This is a genomic window from Protofrankia coriariae (assembly GCF_001017755.1).
GTDB classification, from domain to species: domain Bacteria; phylum Actinomycetota; class Actinomycetes; order Frankiales; family Frankiaceae; genus Protofrankia; species Protofrankia coriariae.
The window spans coordinates 1-4,660 of record NZ_JWIO01000021.1 but is presented as its reverse complement, the minus strand read 5'-3'; the positions used below and the strand labels follow the sequence as shown (position 1 = coordinate 4,660).

Genomic DNA, 4,660 nt, shown 5'->3' with positions numbered 1-4,660 from the left:
GGGCCCGCCGGCCGCGCCGGTGGCAGCGGCGTCGAGCCGGGTGTCGGTCCGCCAGAACATTCCGTGCCCGGCCGCGAGGACCAGCCAGACCAGCATCGAAAGCACCGCGCACGCCGCCAGCGTCATCATGCCGGTCAGCCTCGCAAATCAGCCGGCCGCACGCGCCCGTCGACACGGCTGTGTGGTCAGTTCCTCCCACCATGACCTGTCAATGTCCCAATCCTCCGGGTCATGATGCCCGTGCCACGGCACCCGGCGTCGCGGCACCCGGCCGGCGTCGCGTCGCCTCGGGAAGGTCACAGGCAGGCCGCTGGAAGATCGCGGGTAGACGGCGTCCCGCGCCCGGACGGCATCCCTGCCGTCCGGGCGCGGGACGTGCCAGGGCAGGCCGCGAACGGCCTCCACTCGTCAACACTCCGGCAGCCCTCCCCGCGGGACGTGCCAGGGCAGGCCTGGCAGCGGCGGCACAGGGATGACAAGGGGAACGGCGGCGCGGTATCGAATTCCCCGGGCTCCTTCCGGTGACGGGTTTGGCGCGCATCGGGTACACGCGTCGGCCGCGCGAGCCGCCCGGACGGCACGGGCGGGCGCGGGCGGGTACAGCGGCGCGAGCAAGGCGAACACGATACACGCCTTCCACACCGCCGCCAGCCCCCGGCAAGCGCTTTCTCCGCGCGGCGCTTCCGGCCATGCGACGGCTGCGTCGAAGAGCACCCCTCCGGCCACTGTCACGGCCTTCCACGATCGTCTCGACCGCCTTCCCCGGCCATTTTCGGCGAGCTTCCGACGGGCATTTCCATGTTCATTTCCATGAACATTTCCGTGACGGTGGTACCGGCGGTCACGAATTCGGCCCGACCATCCACGCCGCGCGCAGGAACACCCGGCCGGAATCGTGACGATATCGCCACGCTTCGCCGGCGTCACATGCCCGTCCAGATAATGAGCGCGCGGGCGCGCGCGTTACCGGATGACCGGTGCGACAATCAACATCAGAAATAAGGTGTGCTCATCTTCACGGCCGTCCGTCCCCTCTTGCTTTCCAGGTCGGACCCGTGCGTATGGTCTGCGCCGTGCCTTCGCGAAGAAGGCACCCGTCGGGCGACACGCCGAATCCTGCCCCGGCCGACGGAAGCCAAACCAATGGCAGGAGCGGGGGAACCAATTTTTGCGGGCGTCGCGCATCGGACGTCCTTGGGGTGAAGCCGCGGAACGCGGCCGGGCAGTCCCAGCCCGAACCCGACAGCTCACCTCGCAGGCGTGGGGAAGGACATCATCATGTCCCAGACACGTACTCGTGACGGACATACGCGTGACGGCGCGACCAGGCACAGCAGGCGGCGTAACCGCGTGGGAATCAGGACCCGCACCCGCGCGATGATCGCCGTTCCGGCTGTTGTCGCAGCCATCGGCGGCAGCGTCGCGGTATCCCAGCCAGCAAACGCGGCACCGGCCTCGGACCAGGTGCTCTCCGCCATCGCACAGTGTGAATCCGGTGGCAATCCGCGCGTCGTCAACGAGATCGGCGCCGGTGGGCTGTTCCAGTTCCTGCCACCCACCTGGCGAGGTGTCGGCGGGTCCGGTCTGCCGCAGCAGGCCAGCCCCGAGGAGCAGTGGAAACGCGCTCGTATCCTCTACTCGCAGCAGGGCACCGGACCGTGGTACGCGTCCAAGCACTGCTGGTCCGGAAAGATCGGCTGACCGTCCACCGACGGCACGGCCGCATTCTTTGTTCTTTCCCTGCTCTTTCCATTTCTGTTTCTGGTTTCATGCTCGGGCCTCCCACCGGACCGGCTTCGCTGATCCGGTAGACCCGGACGGCCCGTGCCCCAGGTAACCATCTGGTTCGTCCCGGGGAGTCGGCGTCATCCCGGTGGAGATCGGACTTCGGTCGGATCTCCACCGGGCGCCCGGCTGTGACTCCTGACCGGTTTCAGAGACGGAAGCGGTCCCGGTCCACCCGGCCGAGCGGTGGGCGGCTGCGTTCGAGCTCCAGCCCTATGTCGACCAGATCGATCCGCTCGAGAGCATGGACCCCTTCAAGATCGACCCATGCGGCCTGGTCAGTCGAACCGCCCACCTCGTAGCGAAGCTCACCGGCCACCACCCGGGCGGCGTAAATGACCCGCAGGGTCTGCTGGTCGGCTTCTACACCCACCGCACGCTGAAAGTTCCGGCGTATCGAGTCTAGACCGAGCAGGGATTCGATCACGACGTCGTATCCGGTTTCCTCCTCGACCTCGCGGATCGCCGCGGCAAGCGGATCCTCCCCGTGATCGAGCCCGCCGCCGGGCAGCGTCCAGAACGTCTGACCCGCGCCGGCGAAGCGCGCGAGCAGCACTTTACCGTCCCGGATGCAGACCACATATGCCGCGAGTCTCAGCTCCCGGGTGAGAACCGGCTGTGCCTCCCCGTCCTCCAACAACCCACTCACCTTTGCGGCAACTCCTTCCGGCAGCGACAACCGACTCCGTCCGCCCACCCCCGCACCCAGCCGTTACGACTGTATTCGCGTGCGGCGCGGAGGATCGGCGTTCCACCGGACGGGAGAGCCAGCGGGATGCCAGTTCTCGGATCCGTCTGCCGGCCAGCTCGCCCCCACCAGGTCAGCCGGCGGGCGGCGTGTTGAGCGCGACGAGCAGGTCGGTCGCTGTCGCCTGCTCCCGTGCCGAGCCGATCGGCTGCGCCACCAGTTCGGTGACACCGGCGCTCGCCAGCCGCCGGATCTGCCGTTCGACGGACGCCTCGTCACCGAGGATGACCGTCTCCCCCGGGCCGTCCACACCCTCCCGGTCGAGGACGGCCCGGTAGCTGGGCAGTTGGCCGACCATGGCGAACCGTTGCGCGACCCACTCCCGGCGCGCGTCGGCGTCCGCGGTCACACAGACGAAGCTGAGCGCCACCACCCGAGGATCCGGCCGTCCCGCGGCGCTGGCGGCTCGGGTGATCGTCGGCACGATGTGGTCGGCGAGGGTCGCCGGGCCCGTCCACGTGGTGACCGTGCCGTCGGCGAACTCACCGGCGGTCCGCAGCATCGCGGGGCCGAGCGCGCCGATCAGCAGCGACGGCGGCTTGCCGCCCGGCACGTCAACGGCGCCGACGGCGGTGAGGGACGCGCCCTGGTGGGTGACGCTCTCCCCGTGCAGCAGCGGGACCAGCACGGACAGGTACTCCCGCAGGTACGCCACGGGCCGATCGAACGAGTAGCCGAACTGGCCCTCGACGATGGGCCGATGGCTCACCCCGATACCCAGGGTGAGCCGATTGCCCACGGCCGCCTGCACCGTCAGCGCCTGGCTGGCGAGCACCAGCGGATGGCGGGGATAGGTCGGCACCACCGCTGTCCCGACCTCGATACCGGATGTCTCCCGGCCCACGACCGCCAGCGCGGTGAGCGCGTCCCACCCGCCGAACTGGGTCATCCAGGCGCTGGCGAAGCCGGCCTTCGCCCCGTCACGGGCCGCCGCCACGACCGCGTCCAGTGACCGCCCCTGATCGTCCAGGTATATCCCGACACGCATCGGATCCTGCTTTCGCTCATATATGATCATCAGTAGGCTCGGTATCGCCGGACGCGGTGAGACTGATTACTTTCAGTAACTTCACGGCCGCCTACGTGACCATGCGGTACATCGCTCGCAGGTGGCCACCAGCCGTCGGCCGCACGGATACCTCGGAGGGTGCGCGGCCAGGAAGCCCGCCCGCGTCCCAGGCGTCCAGTCATGATCGTGAGGTTGGCGCCCAGGTGCGGGGAGCGCGGACGATTCACATAAAGTGAGTGTCCCTCCGGCTACCGGTCAGCTTCGCCATTTCGGCTGTGGCCCCGCTGTGGTCCTCACAACGCCCACGCCCGCGCCGCCTACGACACCGAACGGCAACGGCATCAGCGGAGCACGCGTCTGCTGGCTTCGACCGGGGCGAGCGCGGCTGGTGGAGGCGAGGGCAGCGGGCCAGCCCGGTAGCCCACACCCTGAAGGTCACTGGCCGACGCCGCGGCGTCGGAGGCGAGGATTGTCACCGTGACGAAATTCTTCCTGATCCTGCACGTTCTGGCCGCTGTCCTCACCATCGGCCCGGTCGCCGTCGCCGCCAGCATGTTCCCTCCGGCCCTGCGTCACGCCCAGGCCAACCCCGGCGATCCGGCCGCTGTCGCATCCCTGCGCATCCTGTACCGCATCTGCTCGGTCTACGCCCTCGTCGGTGTCGCCGTACCCGCCCTCGGGTTCGCCACCGCGGGTGAAATGGGTGTCACGGGCAACGCCTGGGTGATCGCCTCGATCATCCTCACCGCGGGCGCGGCCATCGTCCTGGCTCTGCTCGTCCTGCCCGGCCAGCGCGACGCCCTCCATGCCGTCGACGCCGCCGCGCAGGCCACGGCGAGCGCCGACGCCACCGCTGCCCTCGACGCACGGGCCGGCGCACGCCTGGCAATGCTCACCGGATCCTTCAACCTACTCTGGGTGACTGTCACCATCCTGATGATCGTCAGGCCCGGCTCCACCACCGGAGCCTGACCCACCCGTAGGTGAAAACCGCCATCCCCCCAGCCGAAACCACCTACACCCGTGGCAAGCGTAGGTAGAAACCGCTACCGAAACGACGGAAACCACCTATGCTTGTCCGCGGACAGCCTCCTACAGCAATGCCGCTAAGATAAGAT

At 68.8% G+C, this 4,660-nt stretch carries 5 protein-coding genes and 1 riboswitch; of the genes, 2 read left to right on the top strand and 3 right to left on the bottom strand.

Going from position 1 to position 4,660, the window contains the following annotated elements; translation table 11 throughout:
- The first annotated feature begins 1,123 nt into the window (after positions 1-1,123).
- Positions 1,124-1,276, top strand: a riboswitch (cyclic di-AMP (ydaO/yuaA leader).
- A 74-nt stretch (positions 1,277-1,350) separates the two neighbouring features.
- Positions 1,351-1,701 (top strand): transglycosylase family protein, encoded by a 351-nt coding sequence (locus tag FrCorBMG51_RS13895; RefSeq protein ID WP_083731213.1) that lies wholly within the window; start codon positions 1,351-1,353, stop codon positions 1,699-1,701.
- A 232-nt stretch (positions 1,702-1,933) separates the two neighbouring features.
- Here FrCorBMG51_RS13895 and FrCorBMG51_RS13890 read toward each other — a convergent pair whose 3' ends face one another.
- The 3 genes from FrCorBMG51_RS13890 to FrCorBMG51_RS32555 form a co-directional block, all read right to left on the bottom strand.
- Positions 1,934-2,434, bottom strand: coding sequence for an NUDIX hydrolase (locus FrCorBMG51_RS13890; protein ID WP_047223503.1), 501 nt, complete (start codon positions 2,432-2,434; stop codon positions 1,934-1,936).
- Positions 2,435-2,606: 172 nt separating this feature from the next.
- Positions 2,607-3,521 carry an LLM class F420-dependent oxidoreductase gene (locus FrCorBMG51_RS13885; protein ID WP_047223502.1) on the bottom strand — a complete coding sequence of 305 codons (915 nt, stop codon included), beginning with the start codon at positions 3,519-3,521 and terminating at the stop codon, positions 2,607-2,609.
- Positions 3,522-3,883: 362 nt separating this feature from the next.
- On the bottom strand, positions 3,884-4,018 hold the full coding sequence (locus FrCorBMG51_RS32555; RefSeq protein ID WP_256386263.1) for a hypothetical protein: 135 nt from the start codon (positions 4,016-4,018) through the stop codon (positions 3,884-3,886).
- 1 nt (position 4,019) lies between these two features.
- Between FrCorBMG51_RS32555 and FrCorBMG51_RS13880 the strand changes: the two genes are divergently transcribed.
- Positions 4,020-4,514 (top strand): DUF2269 family protein, encoded by a 495-nt coding sequence (locus FrCorBMG51_RS13880; protein ID WP_047223501.1) that lies wholly within the window; start codon positions 4,020-4,022, stop codon positions 4,512-4,514.
- The last annotated feature ends 146 nt before the right edge of the window (positions 4,515-4,660 follow it).